Genomic DNA, 20,664 nt, shown 5'->3' on the forward strand with positions numbered 1-20,664 from the left:
GGATGAGCTCCCTGAAGCTGGCGGAACGCTTAGTAATGACGTTCCGCCAGCTGACGAGGGCTCCCGTTTTGTGTCTTGAGGACGCAGCACCTGAATCGCAGTATGCAGTGGAGCATGCAGCCATGAAGGTCAGAGCAAATGGACGAGAAAGCACCTCTTGATATCGTGATCGCAGGCGGCGGGACCGCTGGATGGATTGCGGCGGCAACGCTCGCGCGCTTTTCTCCGCTGGGCACGCGTATCCAGCTTGTTGAAAGCGATGCGCTCGGCACGGTCGGCGTTGGCGAAGCCACTATTCCGCAGATCCATTTGCTCAACCGCGCTTTGGGTATCAACGAAGCGGAATTCCTCTTCGAAACCAAAGGCACCTTCAAGCTCGGCATCGCTTTCGATGGCTGGCGTGAAGAGGGGCACAGCTACATGCATGCGTTTGGCCACATCGGCCGTGCTGCGGGCTTGCTGCCGTTTCATCATTACTGGCTGCGTGGCAAGAAACTCGGCATTGCGCACGATCTTTCCCGTTACTCGTTGAACGAGCTTGCCGGGCGTGCTGGCAAGATTCAGCGCGGGCAGCGCACTCCGGAAGTTCCCGAGATGCCTTACGCCTACCATTTCGATGCCGGGCTCTATGCCGCATTCCTTCGGCGCTATGCGGAGGAGCTGGGCGTCACTCGCCATGAGGGGCTGATCGCGTCCGTTGAACGCAATGCGGATAGCGGCGATATCTCAGCGCTCTTGCTTGAGGACGGGCGCCGGATCGACGGCGGCTTCTTCATCGATTGTACGGGTTTTCGCCGGCTGCTGATCGGCGGCGCGCTCGACGTGCCATACACTGACTGGTCGCACCTCTTGCCTTGCGATCGTGCGGCAGCCGTGCCGTGCAGCACTGCTGGTGACTTTACGCCTTACACTCGCTCGATTGCGCGCGAAGCGGGTTGGCAGTGGCGCATTCCGCTCCAGCATCGGATCGGCAATGGATACGTCTTTTCCTCAGCGCATTTGAGCGAGGAGAAAGCGTGCGAGACGCTGCTCGCCAACCTCGATGGCAGGCCGCAGGGCGATCCTCGGATCCTCAAATTTACGACCGGCACTTCCGCGCGTCACTGGGAACGCAATTGCTTGGCCGTGGGGCTTGCCGCAGGTTTCATGGAGCCGCTGGAGAGCACATCGATCCATTTGATCCAGAGCGCGATCAGCCGTTTCCTGACCGTTTTGCCATCAGGCAGCGGCGATCCCGCAATCATCGACTGGTTTAACTCGCAAGCTGAGTTTGAGTGGTCGCGGATCCGCGATTTCCTGATCCTCCACTATGTTGCCAATGGCCGCGAGGGCCAGCCCTTCTGGGATGACTTTCGCGCATTGGAACTGCCTGACACTTTACAGGCGAAGCTCGATCAATGGCGCTCGGCGGGCCACATCCATCGCGAGCACGAAGAACTGTTTACGGAAGTGGGTTGGTTCCAAGTTCTCGTCGGACAAGGCGTTGAAGCGATCGGATATAATCCGAGTGCTGACGCGATGTCTGAAGCTGATTTGCAAGTCATGCTCGACCAGGTCGAAAGCGGTTTTGCTGCTGAAGTCCAGCAAATGCCTGAGCACGCGCCATTCCTCAAAGCCTTCATGATGCAACACATTAAACCCGGAGTATCCGCATGAAACGCCTGCTTGCACCATTGATCGCTGGAACTCTGATGGCATGCAGTGCTTCGCAAGCAGACAATGGGGTGGACATGGCATTCCGCGACAGAGCGCCGTCTGAAGAAGTGGTCTATTTCGTGTTGCCTGACCGGTTCGAGAACGGCGACACGAACAATGATTTTGGCGGGCTTGAAGGCGGGTCTCTGACCACCGGTTTTGACCCTACGCATAAGGGCTTTTTCCATGGCGGCGACCTCAAAGGCCTGACCGCGCGGCTCGACTATCTCGAGCGAATGGGGATCACTGCGATCTGGTTCGCGCCGATATTCCAGAACAAGCCTGTGCAAGGCCCGGATGGAAACAAGAGCGCTGGCTATCATGGCTATTGGGTGACTGATTTTACCCGGCCCGATGCGCATTTCGGCACGCGCGAGGAATTCAAGGCTTTCGTCGAAGCTGCCCATGCGCGCGGGATGAAGGTCTACATGGACATCATCACCAATCACACGGCCGACGTGATTGGTTATGCGGAAGGCGAAGCAACCGGATATGCATATCGCAGCAAGGCCGATTTCCCTTACTCGCGAAAGCTTGGCCTTGAAGGCTCCTCGATAAATGAAGGCTTCCTCGGCGATGATGTGCAGACTGAAGAAAACTTCGCCAAGCTGACCGATCCGACTTACGCCTACACGCCGATCATTCCGGATGCGGAAAAGAGCGTGAAGGTCCCCGCCTGGCTCAACGATCCGATCTACTATCACAATCGCGGTGATACGACATTCAAAGGGGAAGACAGCCGGTTTGGCGACTTTGTCGGACTCGATGATCTCTTCACAGCCAATCCGCGCGTCGTGGACGGGATGATCGAGATATATTCAGCGTGGATTCGCGACTTTGGAATTGATGGCTTCCGCGTTGATACCGCGCGTCACGTCAATCCAGAATTCTGGCAAAAGTTCGTGCCGGCCATGCTGGAAACAGCGCGCGAAGAAGGCATCCCGAATTTCCATATCTTCGGCGAGGTCTATCGCGACGACCATGATAATGGATATATCGCGCAATATACGCGCCGCGACGGTTTCCCGGCAGTTCTCGACTTCGCTTTCCAGCAAGGCATGCGCGAAGTTTTCGCAAAAGGGCAGGGCACATACATCCTCAACGAGTTGTTCGATGGCGATGTGCTTTACGAAGGTGGCGAGGAAGCTGCACTCAGCATGCCGACATTCCTGGGCAATCACGATATGGGCCGCTTCTCAACACTCATCCGCAATGACATGCCGGATGTGTCACAAGCTGAGCTTCTTGCACGGGTGAAGCTGGGGCATGCTATGCTCATGACACTGCGCGGTTCGCCTGTTGTCTATTATGGTGATGAACAGGGGTTCGTCGGTGACGGCAATGATCAGGCGGCGCGGGAGAACATGTTCCCATCGCAAACCGACAGTTACAATGACAATGATCTGATTGGGACTGATGCGACAACAGCAGATGAAAACTTCGATGAAGCCCATCCGCTTTACCAGCTGATTGCTGAGTTCGCCGCGATCCGCAAGCAGCATTCCGCCCTTGCCAACGGACGTCAGGTAGTTCGTCATTACGAACAGGAGCCGGGCTTTTTTGCTGTCAGCCGGTTCGATCCGGATAGCGGCTCTGAGTATCTTGTAGTGTTCAACACAGCTGATGAAGCGCGCAGCGGTAATGTCATGCTTGGTTATGATGCGCGGGCGCTGGAAGCGCTTTCAGGCAATTGTCCTTCAGCTGTTACAGCACCCGGAAGCGCTGCCTTCGATCTGCCTGCTTTGGGCTGGGCAATTTGCCGCGTAAGCGAGACAGCTCAATGAGTTCAGCGCCCATCCTTGAGCCGCAGAAGGCGGCTTTGGTAGATGCCGCACCTTGGTGGAAAGGTGCGTCGATCTACCAGATTTATCCGCGCAGCTTTCAGGATTCCAACGGCGACGGGATCGGCGATTTGCCAGGCATCACTTCGCGTATGGATCACGTCGCTTCGCTGGGCGTCGATGCGATCTGGATCAGCCCGTTCTTTACCAGCCCGATGAAAGATTTTGGCTATGATGTGGCAGATTATTGCGACGTCGATCCGATCTTCGGAACGCTTGAGGACTTTGATGCTCTGATTGCCGCTGCTCATGCGCGCGGGCTTAAAGTGCTGATCGATCAGGTCTATTCGCACACTTCAGATGAGCACGATTGGTTTGCTGAGAGCCGTTCGAGCCGCATCAATGGCAAAGCCGATTGGTATGTCTGGGCTGATCCCAAGCCTGACGGGTCGCCGCCGTCAAACTGGCAAAGCGTGTTCGGCGGTCCTGCATGGACCTGGGACGCGCGCAGGGGACAATACTACCTGCATAACTTCCTCGCGAGCCAACCGCAAATCAACGGACACAATCCGCAAGTGCAGGAAGCGCTGCTTAATGTCGCGCGCTTTTGGCTCGATCGCGGCGTCGACGGCTTCCGCTTGGATGCATTGAACTTTGCGATGCATGATCCTGAACTGCGCGATAATCCACCGGCACCGCCGAGCAACAAGCCGCGGACGAGGCCGTTCGATTTCCAGAAGCGGATCTACAATCAGTCGCACCCGGACATTCCGGCTTTTATCGCCCGCATCCGTGAGCTCACCGACAGTTACGACGCGATCTTCACAGTCGCTGAAGTCGGCGGCGACGAAGCCGAAAGCGAGATGAAGGCGTTTACGGCTGATGATCGCCACTTGAACTCCGCCTACGGGTTCAACTTCCTTTATGCAGAGAAGCTCACCCCGCAATTGGTCTGCGCTGCGTTGAAGCAATGGCCCGATGAGCCCGGTGTTGGCTGGCCAAGCTGGGCGTTTGAAAACCACGACGCGCCCCGGGCCACGTCGCGGTGGTGGGCTCCGGATGAACGGGCGAACGCCAAGCGGATGAAGATGCTGCTGCTCGCGTGTCTGCGCGGCAATATCATCCTCTATTATGGTGAAGAGCTTGGCCTTACCCAAGTCGAGATTCCGTTTGACATGCTGCATGATCCTGAAGCGATTGCGAACTGGCCAATGACATTGTCACGCGATGGTGCGCGCACGCCCATGCCTTGGGTGTCTAGCGAAGCAAATGCTGGCTTCACTTCTGGCGATCCGTGGCTTCCGGTAGGTGCTGAGAATACGCCGCGCGCTGTCGACCTACAGGAAAGTGATGAAAGCTCACTGCTTCAGCACACTCGCGCTATGCTCAAGCTGCGGCAGGATCAACCTGCCTTGCGTTTGGGAGCAGTGACACGCTGCGATGAGGATGGCGATCTGTTCATTCTTGAGCGCAGCCATGCAGGCGAGACTCTGCGCTGCCTTTTCAACCTCGGTTCGCAAACGTTTGCCGTCAGTGCCGAGTTTTCAGGCAGCCGCATTATTGCTTCGGTTAACGACGCGACCGCTGACACGCTTCCCCCTTATTCCGGATTGGTGATTGCCTTATGACTACTGCACGCTTCCTCTCTGCTGCCGCGCTTTCTCTTGCGTTTGCGACGCCTGCTTTCGCGGATGAGACGGTTACATCGCCAGACGGATCGATCACTGTCACGATTGACGTCAATGGCGAAGGAACGCCGGTCTACAGCGTCGCTCGCAACGGTGAAGAGCTGATTGCGCCATCACGTTTGGGCTTCAACTTTGCTGATGAAGACCCGCTGCGCCGCAATCTGGAACTCACCACCACCGCGATAAGCAGTGGCGATGAACGTTGGGAGCAGCCTTGGGGCGAGCGTCGCTTTGTCGAGGACCGGCACAATGAATTGCTGACGACGTTCAGCCACGGCGAGACCGGGCGCGAGCTGAGCGTACGCTTTCGGGTGTTCGATGACGGGGTCGGTTTCCGCTATGAGTTTCCTGAGCGTGAGGACAAGACTGAATGGCGCATCGCCGACGAGCTGACCGAGTTCAACATCACGCCTGAAGGCACGGCATGGTGGATCCAGGCCGGCGACTGGAACCGCTACGAATATATCTACCACGAAACGCCGATAACCTCGGTTGCGACAGCGCACACGCCGATCACATTCCGGCTTGAAGACGGCACGCATATGTCGATCCATGAAGCGGCGCTGATCGACTATTCGGGCATGTGGCTGCAACGGATGGACGGGCAACGGCTGCGGGCAACTCTTGCGCCATCATCGCGCGGAGCGAAGGTGGTTCGCACCGGTGCCTTCACGACGCCATGGCGTACTCTTCGCATTTCATCCGATGCAGCGGGCCTTGTTGAAAGCGATCTTGAGCTTAACTTGAACGAGCCTAACAAGCTTGGCGATGTCAGTTGGTTCGAGCCTGCCAAATATATCGGTATCTGGTGGGGCATGATCCGCGGCGATTGGTCATGGGCGCAAGGCGAAAATCACGGCGCGACCACGGAACGTGCGAAGCAATATATTGATTTTGCTTCCGAACATGGCTTCCGCGGAGTTCTCATCGAAGGTTGGAATGTCGGCTGGGACGGTAACTGGTTCGGCAATGGCCGCAATTACAGCTTTACGGAAAGCTATCCTGATTTCGACTTTGAGGAAGTGACTTCCTACGCCAAATCAAAAGGCGTTCATTTGATTGGTCACCATGAAACCGGCGGCAATATCGCGGTCTATGAAGCGCAGCTCGAAGACGGTTTGGATCTTTATGCCGCGAACGGCGTCGACGTGATCAAGACGGGTTATGTCGCGGATGCCGGTTCAATCATCTCATGCAATGCGGACATCGCTGATCCGTGCGAAGGCCAAGTGATGGAATGGCATGACGGCCAGCGTCAGGTGCAGCATCACATGAAGGTCATTACCGAAGCCGCCAAGCGCAAGATTGCGATCAATCCGCATGAGCCGGTCAAGGCAACCGGCTTGCGCCGCACCTATCCCAACTGGGTCGCGCGCGAAGGTGCTCGCGGTCAGGAATACAATGCCTGGGGCCGGTTCAATAACGGTCCGGAGCATGATCCGACGCTGGTCTATACGCGTATGCTGTCCGGGCCCATGGACTACACACCGGGCGTGCTTGGTTTGGTGGGCTCTGAAGGTGTCGCGATGGCATCGACCAAAGCGAAGCAGCTTGGCCTCTATCTGGCGATCTACTCGCCAATCCAGATGGCGGCCGACTTTGTAGAAAGCCTTGAAGCGCATCCACGCGAGCTGGAATTCATCAAGGCTGTGCCTGCGGATTGGGAGAAGAGCCACCTGATCGCCGGTGAAGTCGGCGACTATGCGATCTTCGCACGCAAGGATCGCAACAGCGCTGACTGGTATGTTGGCGGCGTCAACGATGCGACAGAGCGTGAAGTCACACTTTCATTCGATTTCCTTGAAGAAGGTGTGAGCTACACAGCACAAGTCTGGAAGGACGGTCCGACTGCGACTTACCTGACCGAAGCGCGCCATGACATCGCCTATGAAACACTCTCGATCGGCAAGGACAGCACATACACCGTACGGCTGGCACCGGGTGGCGGTCTCGCTGTGAGGCTGATACCAACTCAATAGTGAGCGAATCCACTCCACCTCATGTAGTCGTTCTGGGCGGCGGCAGCGCCGGATGGATCACGGCGTGCCTGCTGCACCATCAATGGCATGAGCGCGGCGGACGGGTAACCGTCATCGAAAGCCCGGAGATCGGGATCATCGGTGTGGGCGAGGGCTCAACGCCGCAGCTCAAGGCGTTCTTCGATCATCTTGGCATCGCTGAAGACGAGTGGATGCTCGCCTGCGATGCGACCTACAAACTGGGTATTCGCTTTACTGGATGGAGCGAGCGCGAGGGCTTCGAAAGCTATTTCCACCCTTTCCCGGGACCCACCGATGTTCACACTTTGCCCGATTTTGAGCGCAATTGTGCCCTAGCGCGCCGGGGCTTTGACGTTGATGCTCACCCGGACCGATGGTTTCTTGCGAGCCGCATCGCAGATGATAGGCGAGAGCCTCACGCAAGTAGCAATTTCCCGTTCGCGCCAAGCTATGGCTACCACTTTGATGCGTACAAACTTGGCGCGTTTCTGCGCGATTGGGCAACGCCTCGCGGGGTCGAGCATCGCCCGCTTAAGGTCGCGGAAGTCGAGCTTGCGGATAACGGCGATGTCGCCGCGCTGATTTGCGATGCTGGCGAGCGCATTTCAGGCGATATCTTCGTCGATTGCACCGGCTTTCGCAGTATGATCGCGCAGCAATCGCTCGGCGGTGAGTTCCTGTCTTTCGGCGAAAACCTCTTCAATGACAGTGCTGTGGTGATGCCGACAAAGCACCGTGAGCCGCTGACGCCGCAGACAGAGAGCATTGCGATGAGCGCCGGCTGGCGCTGGTCGATCCCGCTGACAACGCGAGTTGGTAATGGCTATGTCTATTCATCGCGTTTCATTTCAGACGAGGATGCTGAGGCAGAGCTGCGCGCGGCTATCGGCGTCTCGGTAGAGGAACAGGATGCACGCTTCCTAAAGATGAAAGTCGGCCGTGTTGCTAACAGCTGGCACCGCAATTGCTTGGCCGCGGGGCTGTCGCAGGGCTTTATCGAACCCTTGGAAGCAACTGCGCTGCATATCGTGATTGTGACCGCGCTGGAATTTGCCCAAGCCTATGAAGCGGGCTGTTACTCCGCGCAGCACCGCGATCATTTCAATCGGTCAATTGGTGAGCGCTATGATGCGATCCGGGATTACATCGTCGCGCATTACCGGATGAATCAGCGCAGCGACAGCGAGTATTGGCGCGCCAATGCGTCTAACCAGACTCTTTCTGACAGCTTGAAAGCGATGATGACGACATGGTTCACACATGGCGATATCGCAGAGGCCAACCGCAAGACATACGCCAAGGAAGCCTATGGCAGCCTGAGCTGGCATTGCCTCTTCGCAGGCTATGGGAGCTTCCCGCCAGCGTCAAAAATGCAGGCTTTGCCGCCTAACGTCACGGCGTCGGATCGCAAGAACGTCGACCGAGTCCTTGACGCCTGCCTTGAGAATTTCCCCGCATACAAAATAGCCTGAGCGCTTTTGCCTGATCGCTAATCCGGCACGATAGCGGACAAGAAAGTTCTGCCTCGCACAGACACACTCCATCGATTGGCGAACCTCGCGGCTTGCAACGCACTGAAGATACGCCGATGCTCTAAGCTTGTCGCTATGCGAGCATGTCGACTGGCGAATTATGGACAGGGTTCGCAATCGGGGGAGGCGGAAGTTTGGCAGATCAAGCGCGCATCGAACAGCCCGCGCCTGTTTGGGTAAGCATCGCCGCGATCACTGCGGTCATGCTTGCGACGCTCGTATTGCGCTCGATCTGGTGGGGTGATCCGGCGGTCGACTTCGACGAGCAGCTCTATTCGCATATTGGCGCAAAGCTTCTTCAGGGCGAGTGGCCCTACATAGACCATTGGGATCGCAAGCCTTTTGGTCTCTTCGCAATATTCGGGTTCGCGCATGGCCTTTTCGGCGCTGGTCCTGAAGCGTTTCAGGCCATGGCGGCTATCGCGGCATTGGTATGTGCATGGCTGAGCTACACCATCGCGCGCGATTTGACCGGGGTTCTGACATCCGCTGCGGCAGCGGTCCTTATCCAGGTATTGCTGTCTGTATACGGCGCACGCTCCGGTCAGGCGGAGATTTTCTTCCTGCCGTTCATGCTCGGCATGGTCTATTTGCTGCGCGATGCGAAGTCGGCACGTTTCAACTCGCGTGTAATCATCGCAATGCTGCTCGGCGGGATCGCTTTGCAGATCAAGTACACAGTCCTGCCACAATGTATCGCGCTTGGTTGCTACGCGCTTTTTCAGCATTATCGGAGCGGAAAGACATTGCTGGGGATCACACTGCGAGCGGCGCTCTATGCAGGCTTGGGGATACTACCCTCCGCGTTTGTGGGGGCGATCTACCTCTCTTTAGGTGCCTGGGATGTATGGTGGTTCGCCAACTTTGAAAGCTTCTTCCTGCGCGAGCCTGCGGGTAGGTTTGCAACCTATGTCTGGATGTTCGGATTACCATTGCTGCTGCTGATGGCAGGCGGCTGGTATGGCGCTGTTCGATTGATCAAGCCTGATCATCGCGAGACCTATGCGCTGGTGTCTCTCTGGGCGCTTGCCTCGCTTGGATCGGTTTTACTGCCGGGCACGATCTACTTCTACTATCTCGCAGCGCTAGCGCCTGGGGCGGTTCTGGTCGCGATCCCGGTTATCGATGCGCGCGGGCCTCTGCGTTGGTTCCATCCGCTTATACTGCCGACTGTCGCAATTATAGCGCTCGCTCCGCATCAACGGTGGGAAGAGGCAAGGACGAGCGCGATTGCAGTTGATCGCTTGGCTCAAGCCATCGCTCCGTTGGTCGATCAGGATCAAGCATGTCTCTACATTCACGACGGCCCCACAGCGCTCTACGAAGCGAGCGGCAGCTGCACGCCGTCACGCTTTCTCTATCCAGATCATCTCAATAACGGATTGGAAATTGGCGCGATCGGCGTCGATCAAGCCGCAGAAGCACGCAGAATTCTAGCCACCCCGCCTCCAGCGATCGTTACTGCCAACCGTCCAGTTACACGCCAGAACCGCGCCGTTTTTGCGATGGTTCGCGATGCCATCGAGGCTGACTACGAGCTGTTGCATCAGGAAGAGATCGGCAATCGCACGATCTCCGCATGGCGGTTGAAAGAACAGGTCGAATAGAATGGCTAGGGCCGTCTCGCCTTCTTTTGCGAGCTCATCGAGCAAGCGTGCAGTCGATCTTGCCATGTGTCTCGCCTTTGCCTTGTTGCTGCGGATCGCGACGTTTGGCGACCCCAACATCCACATGGATGAGGCATTCTATTTTTATGTGGGCCTCGAAATGCATGAAGGCGCGGTTCCCTATGTCGACATCTGGGATCGCAAGCCGGCAGGGCTCTTCGTTCTTTACTCCGCTCTGGCGTGGATTTCGAGTTCGGTCTTGTCATACCAGATCGCCGCTTGGCTAGCCGCTTCCTACACTGCGTGGGTCATCGCGCAGATCGTTTATCGCTTTGGGCCTCGCATCGCGGGTCTCCTCGCCGCGACTTGCTACATCGCGCTGCTTTTGCCGCTCAATGGCCATGGCGGACAAACACCGGTGTTTTACAACGCTCTGATCGCCAGTGCAGTTTGGCTTGTGCTGATAGAGAAGCAGGCCCTCAAAAACGGCCAAGTCACATGGCGATCCTTCACTGCCATGCTGTTGTGCGGGCTCGCGCTCACCATCAAACAAACAACACTGTTCGAAGGCATATTCCTCGGTTTGTGGTTGGTCTGGCTGCTGTGGCGTTCCGGGACTTCTCTGGCCAAAATCGCAAAGCTCGCAGCGGGCTTTGCCGCGCTCGGCGCTTTGCCCTTTGTCAGCATCGGCCTGTGGTATTGGTCAGCGGGGTATTGGGATGAGTACTGGTTCGCCATGGTCACCTCGAACCTGGCGCGTTCGCAAGTTTCAGCGGCGGTGACTGCCAATATCCCTGTATTGCTCCATGCTCTCAATTTCTTGCCATGGGGTGCACTAGCAGCTCTGATCATGGCCAATCGTTATCCATCTTTCGCAGAGCACCGTGCGTTTTTTGTTGGCTGGCTGATCGCAGCTTTCATAGGCTTCCTGAGTGCGCCTTACTTCCTCGACCATTACGCCCTGCCGCTACTGGTGCCGTTCGCGATCATTTGCGCGGCCCATTTTGGCCGGTCGCTGGCGGGTAAGATCTTGGGCACAGTGGTTGTGTTGAGTTCGATTGTGCTGACCAATCCGTTTGATTTCGAAAGTCATCAGCGTTCGCGTGAGACTTTCGAGGGGATGGAGAAAGCGATCTCCGAGAATGCCGATCGAGGGACGCTCTTTATCTACGAAGGTCCGATGCTGATCTTCGCTCATCCCGATGTAAAGCGAATGAGTCCGGCAGTATTTCCATGGCATCTCGTCAGTCCTGCAGAGGCAGGTACATCGCCATTTGACCAGAAAGATGAGTTCAAGCGCATTCTTGCAGCGAAGCCCGAATTTGTAGCGGTAACCGAGGATTGGTTCCGCGAACCCTATCCGGGCGCTCTTGACGAACTCCGCCAATACGTCGCTGACGAATGCGAGCTGCTTTCCTCAGGCGAACGGCCCAACAAGCGCGGGCGCAATGTCATGTCTTATCTTCACGGGAACTGTGCGGAAGCAGCAGGCGAACACCCTTGAAACATGACGCACTGACTTTGGCTAACTTTTGTACGGGTGAAATTAACCAAATTTTCGCTCAGATGCGTCAGCTGTGCGGATACGTATTGGATTAGGTTGAATTTTCTTTCAGTTTGAGGTGCTTTGGCGTTCGGTCGTTTTGCGCGGCGCTGGGGTTTTGAGGGGGACACATGGAAGTTGCGTTGGACCAGCAGTCGGAGGGCAGTGCCGAGCCGATCGATACGAATGTCGCTCGCAGGCTCGTCGCGTCAGCTTTCCTCATGCTGTTTCTTGAGCTGGTTCTAATCCGCTGGCTCGGAGCGAACGTTGTCCATCTCTCCTACTTTTCCAATTTTGTGCTTTTGGGGTCCTTCCTGGGCATTGGCGCGGGCTTCCTCATCAGCCGCAAGAGCTGGTCGATCTGGCCGTGGTCACTGCCTCTGCTGACTGTCCTCATTTTCGCTGTTTCCATTGTCCCGCTTGAGGTTGAGCGGGCAGGCGACGAGATCATCTATTTCACAGCGCTCGATATGAGCGGCCCGCCTGCTTGGGTCGTGTTGCCGCTGGTTTTTCTCGCGACGGCTGCCGTGCTTGCTGGCCCTGCCGAGCAGGTTGGGCGCTGCTTTGCCAAATTGCCGCCGCTGATCGCCTATCGCTATGACCTCATAGGTTCGCTCGCAGGCATTATCGCGTTTGGAGTTTTGAGCTTCCTGCACGCTCCGTCGATGGTCTGGGGCCTCATCATCTTTCCGCTCTATTGGGTGCTTTACGAGCCTGAGAAGCGACGGCCAATCCTCATCGGCATGATGCTGGGCATGCTGGCTGTTCTTGGTGGAGAGTCGCTCCGCCCGGAAGTGCGTTGGTCGCCTTACTACAAGATCGTGACACAAGCCTCGCCAACGGACGAAGACGTCTATGGCATCGCTGCCAATGGCGTTCCGCATCAGGTCATCGGCTCTACTGAGTGGAAGCTCGCCCAGGGCGAAGGCATTTATGAAATGCCGTATCAGCGGCTTCCAGAGAATTCGCTGCAGGACGTTCTGATCATCGGAGCTGGCTCAGGCTCTGACGTGGCTATCGCTCTTAAGGAAGGCGCACAGAACATCGATGCGGTCGATATCGATCCGCAGATCATGCAGATCGGGCGCGAGCTTAATCCTGACCAACCCTATTCTGATCCCCGCGTGATCGAGCATGTCAATGATGGCCGTGCTTTCCTCGAGGCCAGCGACAAGAAGTACGATTTGATCCTGTTTGCTTTGCCGGACTCGCTCACGCTGGTAAGCGGCGCTTCACAGATCCGCTTGGAATCCTTCCTGTTTACAGAAGAAGCGATGGCTGCGGTTCGCGAGCGTTTGAAGCCCGATGGCGGTTTTGCGATGTACAATTATTACCGCGAAGGCTGGCTGATCGACCGTCTGGCGCGCACTGCCGAGGGCGCTTTCGGCCATGCGCCTTGCATTGACACACATGCAAAGATGCAGGCGGTGATCACCATCGCTGCGCAGCAGTCTGACCAGCAATGCAGCGAAGTGTGGAATGTCGAGAATGCCGATCCAGCATCGGTTGCTTCAAGTGATGATGCGCCTTTCCTTTACTTCAAAGGCGATAGTTTCCCGCAAATATATCTCGTCACGATCATCGGAATTGTGTTGCTAACATTTGCGACTGTGCGCGTTCTGGGCGGGCCACTTGCGCCTATGCGTCCTTATGCTGACCTGTTTTTTATGGGTGTTGCTTTCCTATTGCTCCAGACCCGTAGCATCGCGACATTTGCGCTGCTGTTCGGCACTACTTGGTTTGTGAACGCGATTGTCTTTGCCGGTGTATTGTTGGTTGTTCTGCTTGCCGTTGAACTGACGCGGCGTTTCAAGACGCCGTCGTTGCCCGTCATCTATTGCGCGATCGTAGCTTCACTTGCGCTCTCGTGGTTCGTACCCGACGCAGTATTGCTGCAATTGCCAGCCATACCGCGTGCCTTTGCAGCATGCGGGCTCGCGTTCCTTCCAATTTTCCTGGCGAATGTCGCGTTTTCCAAACGCTTCCAGCAATCAGGAGATTCTCAGGCTGCTTTCGCGATCAATCTCTTGGGTGCGATCGTTGGCGGGTGCCTAGAATACACCGCGCTGTTGCTGGGCTATAATAATTTGCTGATCCTGGTTGGCGCCGTATACCTCTTGGCCTTCGCGTTCCTGCCCAAGGAAGCCCGGCCAAGTGCTGCGACGGCATAGCGCAATCAATCGGAAACCAGTGGAAAGGCATCCACTTTGCGGTGCAGTCTGATATAGCCTCCTCACCAATGGTTGAGGATTGCAATGATGCGTGTCGGTTGTCCAAAAGAGATCAAGAACCACGAGTATCGCGTTGGCCTTACGCCTGAAAGCGCGCGCGAGCTTGTCGCCAACGGTCATGAAGTCTGGATCGAAAGCGGTGCAGGCTTGGGCATTGGTGCTTATGACAGCGACTATTCCGCTGCAGGCGCGAAAGTTATTGAAGGGCCGGACAGCATCTTCGCTGAATGCGAGATGGTGGTGAAGGTCAAGGAGCCGCAGGCAGAAGAGCGTGCGAAGCTTCGCGAAGGCCAGATCCTCTATACCTATCTGCACTTGGCACCTGATCCGGAGCAAACTGCGGATCTGGTCCAGTCGGGTGTTACAGCGATCGCCTATGAGACAGTGACCGGGGCGGGCGGCACATTGCCTCTGTTAAAACCCATGAGCCAGGTTGCGGGCCGGATGAGCATTCAGGCTGGTGCGACCGCCTTGGAGAAAGCTCATGGCGGTAGAGGCGTATTGATCGGCGGTGTGCCAGGCGTGATGCCAGCGAAAGTCGCCGTCATCGGCGGCGGCGTTGTGGGTTTCAATGCGGCGCAAATGGCTGCTGGCTTGGGTGCGGATGTCACGATCCTTGACCGCGATCCTGAAGTCCTTGAGCGTGTCGGTATTCACTTTGAAAGCCGCGCGAAAACGCGCTTCTCCAACGTTGCGAATCTGTACGATGCGGTTTGCCAGGCAGACCTCGTGATCGGCGCGGTCCTAATTCCAGGTGCGGCTGCTCCTAAACTTGTGAGCCGGGAAATGCTGAAAGATATGCAGCCCGGTTCTGTGCTCGTCGACGTTGCGATCGATCAAGGTGGATGTTTTGAAACATCAAAACCTACGACGCATGCCGAACCGACTTACATTGTCGACGATGTCGTGCATTACTGTGTGGCCAATATGCCGGGCGCGGTTGCGCGGACTAGCACCTATGCGCTTAACAATGTGACCTTGCCTCACGCACTGCGCATCGCTCAAATGGGTTGGAAAGAGGCTTTAAGGTCTGACAGCAATCTCGCGGCTGGCCTCAATGTCCATGAAGGCAAGGTTGCCTATCAAGCAGTGGCTGAGGAGCTTGGTTATGACTACGTTCCTGCCGATGAGTTGCTGAACTGAACACGTTAGATGTTTCGCGCGACACCACGGATTTGGGACATATCGCAACGCATCGGAACGTCCACGCCGTTGTGGCCGGGCGAGCCACCCGTGCGGCTTTCACGCCGTGCTGAGATCAGTAGCGACTGCCCCGTCAATGTCGGCGCACTCACTTTGGGACTGCACACAGGCACGCATGCCGATGCACCTTTGCATTACAGCAATGCAGGTGCAGCGAGCGCTGACACGCAGTTGGCGCCCTATATCGGGCCTTGCGTTGTGGCTGATGTGCGCGGCTGTCATGCGCGGGTCGAGATAGGCGACTGCGACTGGGACACACTTGCTGGGGCTCAGCGTGTTCTGTTTCGCACGTATGAGCGCTTTCCTTATGGCCATTGGGACGAGAATTTTGCCGCGATCGCACCAGAGGTTGTGGCTAGGCTGCGAGAAGGGGGTGCGCTTCTGATTGGGACGGACACGCCTTCATTGGATCCGCAGAATTCCAAGACTATGGATACGCACAAGGAAGTGTTGCGCGGTGATATGCGAATACTAGAAGGCCTTGTGCTCGATGATATCAGCGCTGGCGAATACGAGCTTATCTCGCTGCCGCTCGCGATCGAAGGCGGTGATGCGAGCCCGGTGCGGGCTGTCCTAAGGGAGCTGCTCTGATGGCAAGCGCCATGGAGGCCGTGGAAGCAATGGATGCGGCCGATCCGCTGCAGCATTTTCGCGATGAGTTCGTTTTGCGCGACGGGCTGATTTATCTCGACGGGAACTCGCTGGGCGCGCTTCCCAAGGCGACGCTTGAGCGAATACAGCAGACGGTTTTGCAGGAATGGGGGCAGGGGCTCATTACCAGCTGGACGGAGGCGGAGTGGATCGAAGCACCCAGACGGATCGGAGACAAAATCGCGCAATTGATCGGGGCAGAAGCGGGCGAGGTCGTTGCTTGCGACTCCACTTCAGTGAATATCTTCAAGGCTCTGAGTGCAGCGTTATCTTTGAAGAGTGATCGCACAGTCATGCTAACTGAGGCCGGAAATTTCCCGACTGATGGGTATATGATGCAGGGCTTAGCGAAGTTTGGCGGAGCCGCTTACGAATTCAAGGCCGTTCCCCGCGACCGCTTGTTTGATGCGCTCAATGACGATGTTGCCGTGCTTTTGCTGACCCACGTCCATTACAAGACAGCTGCTATGCACGACATGGCTGAGGTGACGCGCCGTGCGCATGATGCAGGTGCGCTGGTTGTTTGGGACCTCAGCCATAGTACGGGTGCAGTTGAGGTTGATCTTAATGGTGCGAACGCCGATTTTGCGGTTGGCTGCGGGTATAAATATTTGAACGGAGGCCCCGGCGCACCTGCCTTCCTCTACGCTGCGAAGCGCCATCATCATGCTCAACCCATCCTGTCCGGCTGGTTTGGTCACGCTCGTCCATTCGGATTTGAGGAAGACTATGAAGCAGCGGCCGGGATTGACCGGTTCCAATGCGGCACGCCGCCCATTCTCGGCATGGCTGCGCTTGAATCGGGAGTTGACCAGATTCTCCGGGCTGATCCAGCCGCGGTCCGTCAAAAGTCCATCGGGCTTGTCGAACTTCTGATCAAGGAGATGGAGCCGCTTTGCAAGGAATTTGGCTTCGATCTCTCAAGCCCGACCAATCCCACGCAGCTAGGGAGCCATGTCGCTTACTCACATCCAAATGCCTATGCGATGGTGCAAGCCTTGAAGGCACGAGATGTAATTGGTGACTTCAGGACACCGGACACCATCCGCTTCGGTATCACTCCGCTTTATCTGCGCTTTACCGATATGGTCGAAGCGGCGCGCCGCTTGCGCTTAGTTTGTGAGCAGCGAGAATGGGAGCGAGCTGAGTATCAGACTCTAGCTGCGGTCACCTAGATTTAGGAATTTGTGAGCCGGCTACTTAAAAGAAACCGGCTCACAGGGATTCAGTCTATCCAAAGAACTCGGTTTGCATGTGCTGATCGAGGATGGAGAGGCCGGCGATGCGGATATCGCCGAGCATGTTTGCGCTGCTCATGTCTGTGCCGAACGCTTCGGCCATCCATGGATCAGCCGCGCCACCACCGCCTGCGTTGGTGCCAGCGCCAAAGCCTGTATCCTTGTCCGCAATCTCCGGCTCTGACACTGGATCGAAGAACTTGGACTGATCAGCCTGCGCATCATTGCTCTGATTGCTGTAAAGCCAGTCGCCGTAAGTGCTCTCATCATAACCATTATTGGTGAGATAATTGATGAGCTGAGCTTCGGACTGATAGTTCGCATATCGGATGTTGCCGTCGGCATGCATCAGCGCGCGCAAATAGGCCGTGCCATTATTCAGCGAGAAATAGACTTCCTGGATGCCGTCGCCGTTGTAATCGTCCGCGCCGAGAACCAGACCGATATTCTCGTTCGTCAGATCAGCGGTGAAGCGCCTCTGGCTGTCATTGGGTCCGCCTGCTTCCGTGCTGCCATTGGCAACCAGCGGATCGATATAGATCCCTGCGATACGCGTTTCGCCAGCCCAGCTGTGATCGTCGAAATAGACTAGACCATCAGGCGCAGTGCCAACAGTTGCCCAGCGCGGGATCTCCAGATTGATAAGAACCTGGTCGAGATCGCCATCACCATTAACATCAACCTCGCCGATCCAGCGCCATGCCCCGTTGCCTCCGCGACTATTGCCGCCAAAATCGCGGATATTGCTCATCGCATCCTGATAAGCGGACGGATCATTCGGATCGAAGTTGACAGAAATACCCGTGCCAGGACGAAGACGAACCGTCTGGTCATTGAATTGCAGGAATTCGATATTGGTCAACGTGTCAGTACCGTCAGCGCCGGTGACACGCCAAACGCCGGTCGACGTCTGTGTGACCGTATAAGCTGAGCGATTTCCTGAAACGATAGCCCAATCGACATTATTGCCGCCATCGATCGTATCATTGCCCAAGCTGCCGGTAAGCCGGTTGCGTGCGGTGTTTCCAATGAGCTCGTCATTGCCAGAACCACCGACTGCATTTTCAATTACGGTGCCGCGAGCGATGCTCATATTGCCGTAACTTCCGCCGACATTTGAGAATGTCTCAGCGTTCAGATTGATCAACTGGTTTGCGGAAAAACCAGAATAATTTACTGTGTCATTCCCGCCATGATCGATGATCGTAAAGGCAAGCAAGTTACCTGCATTGTTACGCGCATCATTGCCAACGCCATAGGAGTTGCGGCCACTATCGTTCCCGACGCCATAGGTATTGTTGCCAGTTCGCGTAGTCGTCGCTTCACCATAAGCTGTTTGAATCGCTACAATGTCGGCGCTCATCGGGGTGAGCGTAAAACGTGTACTGAAGCCCTGATCACGGAAGAAGCTGTTATCATTCTGACTGAAATAAGACATCACAGTGGTTGCCCAGCTATCATTCAGATAAAGAGCATCCTGCCCATAGCTCGCCGTGCTGTTGTAGTTTCCGCCATGGCCAAGGCCGAGCGCGTGCCCGATTTCATGCAGATAGGTCTGGAACGAATAGCTATCTAATGTCGTGCCGGAGTTTGCTAGCCATTGAGTGGAGATGTTGACTTCCGAAGTGGTTATGAACCCACCTTCGCGGAAGGTCCGAGCGAATGCGCCATCTTCGTTGTCATCAAAGATGATCTGGCCGCCGCTGGAAACTTCGGTGAACGAAATGCCGAGCACGTCGCTCCACAAGTCCAACGCTTCGCGAGCGAGGAATTGTCCGGCAGCAGTGAGAGCTGTAATGTTGACGTTGATCGTCCCGCCCTGCTCAACGTCGAATCGTCGTTCATTGCCTTCGCCGCCCCAATATCCACTAAGCAGCTGATCAGCGATCTGGTCATTTGTGAATTCAGTGAGTGGTTCCGCGATCTTGCCTTCTAGCTGATAGGTCCCCGCAAAACCGTCTGCCCAACCGCCTACATCGATGTAATATGTACCCGTCGTTTCGACGCTGAAAACCAGCCTTGAATATGTGCCTGAGCTGTCATCATTCCACGCGATCACATTGCCATTGGCATCGCGCAGAGTGAGGGTCGTATCGACATCCCCCGCCGAGCCTGTGTTGTTGGTTCGGAATTCATAGCGTTCGCCAGCTTGCAACGTGACAGCATACCAATCACGGTCACCCGTCTGGTCGATTGAACTGTTGAGAGTGTTGCCTAGCGTGAAGGAACTGGCGGTTGCAGCCGTCCCGCCCACATCATCGTCAGTCGGTCGCGAGCTCGAAACGACATATTGCCCGGTTGAAGAATCCCAGCCGTCAACGGCGAGGTAATAGGTGCCGGATGTTGTCGCAGTATAGATGATCTCGGAATAGAGCAGCCGCGAAGTGAAGCTTGCATCATCGTTGAATGCGATCTGATTTCCAGAAGCATCGAGCAGTGTAAGCTCGCTGTCCGGCAATCCGCCGGGTGGCAAGAACACAGTAAAAGTATAGGTTTCGCCAGCTTCCAGCTCGATGCGAAACCAATCGGAGTCCGCAGCGCTATCTACGGTGCTCGTTACGTAGGAGCCAGGCGCAAGCGTCGCTGTCGTCGAAGTATCGCCAGCGATCGTGTCAGTGGAGTTCGTAGCAGGATCACCAGGCTGGAACTGTTTGCCATCGCCGTCATGTGCGTGACAACCCGAGCAAGCGCATCCTTCATAATGGAAGAGCGTCTTCGTTACGCCTTGCGTGCTATTGGTGAGCGAGTTCGATGTGCTGAAAAACACATCACCCCGGCGCGCATCAATCATGGATTGCTCAAGCATTTCAGTCCCTACCATTCTTTCCCGATGTCGCGCTTAAACCCTTGTGCGACATCTCTTCAATATCGAGCCATTGCGCGGGCAACAGCATCAACAAGTTCATTCAAGTCTTTCTGCATGATTGGCCTGTCCATCACGTCAAGGCCAAGAACCACCGTCTTTTCTGCACCCGTTTGAGGATGCGTTGTGAGCGTGGCCTGAATTGAACCTCGCTTCTGTATGACCAGCGTTAAATCCCGTTTATCATGTGCTTTACTATCCGCCAAAGCCATATCCAAACGCTTGTTAAGGCCATCACAAAGGGTTTTGGACGTGGCGGTCGTCTGCACAAACTCTATTCCGGAGATCGAACAATTGCTTGCCGCTTGACCGTGCGCGATAACTGGCTGCGACCCGAGGATCACAGCAAGCGCGATGGAAGTTTTTGTCATTGCTGACATGTGCTTAGTCTGGGTTCTCCGATGTTTGTCGGGAAATCTAAGCGATTCAACTTACCAGCGCAATGCGATGCATGGTAAACAGAAAGTGTTTCGCGGCAGGCCCCTCGAGCCTACCTTGCAATCACCCAAAGAACTCGGTTTGCATGTGCTGATCGAGGATGGAGAGGCCGGCGATGCGGATATCGCCGAGCATGTTTGCGCTGCTCATGTCTGTGCCGAACGCTTCGGCCATCCATGGATCAGCCGCGCCAC

At 56.1% G+C, this 20,664-nt stretch carries 13 protein-coding genes; 11 read left to right on the plus strand and 2 right to left on the minus strand.

Going from position 1 to position 20,664, the window contains the following annotated elements:
- The first annotated feature begins 138 nt into the window (after nucleotides 1-138).
- The 11 genes from HUO12_RS14195 (at nucleotide 139) to kynU (ending at nucleotide 17,106) form a co-directional block, all read left to right on the plus strand.
- Entirely contained in the window at nucleotides 139-1,656 is a 1,518-nt protein-coding gene (locus tag HUO12_RS14195; RefSeq protein WP_176274208.1) for a tryptophan halogenase family protein, read from the plus strand.
- Nucleotides 1,653-3,479, plus strand: coding sequence for an alpha-amylase family glycosyl hydrolase (locus tag HUO12_RS14200; protein ID WP_176274209.1), 1,827 nt, complete (start codon nucleotides 1,653-1,655; stop codon nucleotides 3,477-3,479). The genes HUO12_RS14195 and HUO12_RS14200 overlap by 4 nt, the downstream gene beginning before the upstream one ends.
- Nucleotides 3,476-5,104 (plus strand): alpha-amylase family glycosyl hydrolase, encoded by a 1,629-nt coding sequence (locus tag HUO12_RS14205; protein WP_176274210.1) that lies wholly within the window; start codon nucleotides 3,476-3,478, stop codon nucleotides 5,102-5,104. The genes HUO12_RS14200 and HUO12_RS14205 overlap by 4 nt, the downstream gene beginning before the upstream one ends.
- Nucleotides 5,101-7,143: a glycoside hydrolase family 97 protein gene (locus HUO12_RS14210; RefSeq protein WP_176274211.1), complete on the plus strand. Its 2,043-nt coding sequence runs from the start codon at nucleotides 5,101-5,103 to the stop codon at nucleotides 7,141-7,143. Before HUO12_RS14205 ends, HUO12_RS14210 begins: the two co-directional genes overlap by 4 nt.
- Nucleotides 7,143-8,636 (plus strand): tryptophan halogenase family protein, encoded by a 1,494-nt coding sequence (locus tag HUO12_RS14215; RefSeq protein WP_176274212.1) that lies wholly within the window; start codon nucleotides 7,143-7,145, stop codon nucleotides 8,634-8,636. Before HUO12_RS14210 ends, HUO12_RS14215 begins: the two co-directional genes overlap by 1 nt.
- Before the next feature lie 194 nt (nucleotides 8,637-8,830).
- Entirely contained in the window at nucleotides 8,831-10,303 is a 1,473-nt protein-coding gene (locus HUO12_RS14220) for a glycosyltransferase family 39 protein (RefSeq protein WP_176274213.1), read from the plus strand.
- A gap of 1 nt (nucleotide 10,304) precedes the next feature.
- Complete coding sequence (locus HUO12_RS14225) at nucleotides 10,305-11,807, plus strand: ArnT family glycosyltransferase (RefSeq protein ID WP_176274214.1); 1,503 nt, start codon at nucleotides 10,305-10,307, stop codon at nucleotides 11,805-11,807.
- Nucleotides 11,808-11,977: 170 nt separating this feature from the next.
- Nucleotides 11,978-14,017 (plus strand): spermine/spermidine synthase domain-containing protein, encoded by a 2,040-nt coding sequence (locus tag HUO12_RS14230; protein ID WP_176274215.1) that lies wholly within the window; start codon nucleotides 11,978-11,980, stop codon nucleotides 14,015-14,017.
- Between the two features lie 87 nt (nucleotides 14,018-14,104).
- Complete coding sequence (gene ald / locus HUO12_RS14235; RefSeq protein ID WP_176274485.1) at nucleotides 14,105-15,220, plus strand: alanine dehydrogenase; 1,116 nt, start codon at nucleotides 14,105-14,107, stop codon at nucleotides 15,218-15,220.
- A 9-nt stretch (nucleotides 15,221-15,229) separates the two neighbouring features.
- A complete protein-coding gene (gene kynB / locus HUO12_RS14240; RefSeq protein ID WP_176274216.1) occupies nucleotides 15,230-15,871 on the plus strand; it encodes an arylformamidase in 642 nt (213 codons plus the stop codon).
- Nucleotides 15,871-17,106, plus strand: a complete 1,236-nt coding sequence (kynU, locus tag HUO12_RS14245; protein WP_232367413.1) for a kynureninase — start codon at nucleotides 15,871-15,873, stop codon at nucleotides 17,104-17,106. Before kynB ends, kynU begins: the two co-directional genes overlap by 1 nt.
- A 55-nt stretch (nucleotides 17,107-17,161) precedes the next feature.
- Here the strand turns inward: kynU and HUO12_RS14250 are convergent, their stop codons facing one another.
- A complete protein-coding gene (locus HUO12_RS14250; protein ID WP_176274217.1) occupies nucleotides 17,162-19,990 on the minus strand; it encodes a M10 family metallopeptidase C-terminal domain-containing protein in 2,829 nt (942 codons plus the stop codon).
- Between the two features lie 41 nt (nucleotides 19,991-20,031).
- A complete protein-coding gene (locus HUO12_RS14255) occupies nucleotides 20,032-20,412 on the minus strand; it encodes a hypothetical protein (protein WP_176274218.1) in 381 nt (126 codons plus the stop codon).
- Nucleotides 20,413-20,664: the final 252 nt, after the last annotated feature.

This window comes from Altererythrobacter lutimaris (genome assembly GCF_013371495.1).
Taxonomy (GTDB): domain Bacteria; phylum Pseudomonadota; class Alphaproteobacteria; order Sphingomonadales; family Sphingomonadaceae; genus Erythrobacter; species Erythrobacter lutimaris_A.

Excerpts from the sequence above, each read along its gene's own strand:
- HUO12_RS14250 (WP_176274217.1), bottom strand. The coding sequence starts at position 19,990 with ATGGTAGGGACTGAAATGCTTGAGCAATCCATGATTGATGCGCGCCGG.
- HUO12_RS14195 (WP_176274208.1), top strand. The coding sequence starts at position 139 with ATGGACGAGAAAGCACCTCTTGATATCGTGATCGCAGGCGGCGGGACC.
- HUO12_RS14210 (WP_176274211.1), top strand. The coding sequence starts at position 5,101 with ATGACTACTGCACGCTTCCTCTCTGCTGCCGCGCTTTCTCTTGCGTTT.
- HUO12_RS14205 (WP_176274210.1), top strand. The coding sequence starts at position 3,476 with ATGAGTTCAGCGCCCATCCTTGAGCCGCAGAAGGCGGCTTTGGTAGAT.
- HUO12_RS14200 (WP_176274209.1), top strand. The coding sequence starts at position 1,653 with ATGAAACGCCTGCTTGCACCATTGATCGCTGGAACTCTGATGGCATGC.
- HUO12_RS14225 (WP_176274214.1), top strand. The coding sequence starts at position 10,305 with ATGGCTAGGGCCGTCTCGCCTTCTTTTGCGAGCTCATCGAGCAAGCGT.
- kynB (WP_176274216.1), top strand. The coding sequence starts at position 15,230 with ATGTTTCGCGCGACACCACGGATTTGGGACATATCGCAACGCATCGGA.
- HUO12_RS14255 (WP_176274218.1), bottom strand. The coding sequence starts at position 20,412 with ATGTCAGCAATGACAAAAACTTCCATCGCGCTTGCTGTGATCCTCGGG.
- kynU (WP_232367413.1), top strand. The coding sequence starts at position 15,871 with ATGGCAAGCGCCATGGAGGCCGTGGAAGCAATGGATGCGGCCGATCCG.
- ald (WP_176274485.1), top strand. The coding sequence starts at position 14,105 with ATGCGTGTCGGTTGTCCAAAAGAGATCAAGAACCACGAGTATCGCGTT.
- HUO12_RS14230 (WP_176274215.1), top strand. The coding sequence starts at position 11,978 with ATGGAAGTTGCGTTGGACCAGCAGTCGGAGGGCAGTGCCGAGCCGATC.